The sequence below is a fragment of the Corynebacterium tuberculostearicum genome, from assembly GCF_032821615.1.
Classification (GTDB): domain Bacteria; phylum Actinomycetota; class Actinomycetes; order Mycobacteriales; family Mycobacteriaceae; genus Corynebacterium; species Corynebacterium tuberculostearicum_H.
On record NZ_JAVBIF010000058.1, the window covers coordinates 1 to 673 of the forward strand.

The window sequence follows — 673 nt, forward strand, 5'->3', positions numbered from 1 at the left end:
GCCGATTAACCGTCGCAGTCGCCCAACACATGGGGGCAGACGATCGCTCAACAAAAATTAAAGAACGCCCTATGGCAATCGTCTTTTGCATCGATCAGATTCCACGAGCGTTCCCGGCAACTCTATGAACAAAAACGCAAAGAAGGCAAAAGACACAACACCGCAGTCGTCGCACTCGCACGCCGACGCCTCAACGCTCTCTTCTCCATGATGCGAAACGGCGAGCACTACCGAGACATCCCCACAATCCAGAAGGCCGCAGCAGCCTAAAGCCACCAGACCCCCATCCAAGCCGATTGCACAGCAAGCCCAACCGGCTCCTCAAGGTACCCAAAACAACATCTACGAGACGAAGCAGAAACCCTTCACACCCCCAACAAGCCCACCCACGGAGTTGACAACCTATATAGGAACACCCCCCTTTTCGAGACTGGCTTAGCGTTGTCTTCAACGATATCGTCCATCCAAAACTCGGTTTTCGTCGACGGTTTTGCTGGTCTATATGGACGAAAATGGTGATCCGAGTAGAGTGCTCGTCATTGTGTCACTTCTGGGTTAAGGGTCAGAAAGTGTGTCTGGGATCGGGGATTTTTAGGCCCTGACCTCTAGGTTAGCGTCAAATATACGCTTTGGGAGCGTATATCTGGCCTTGGGACCGTAAATCCACGGTGTG

1 pseudogene is annotated in these 673 nt (G+C 52.5%); it reads left to right on the forward strand.

The window, feature by feature from the left end:
* Window positions 1-51: 51 nt before the first annotated feature.
* A pseudogene (locus RAE09_RS11865) lies at window positions 52-270 on the forward strand (IS110 family transposase); the annotation flags it as partial.
* Window positions 271-673 lie beyond the last annotated feature (403 nt).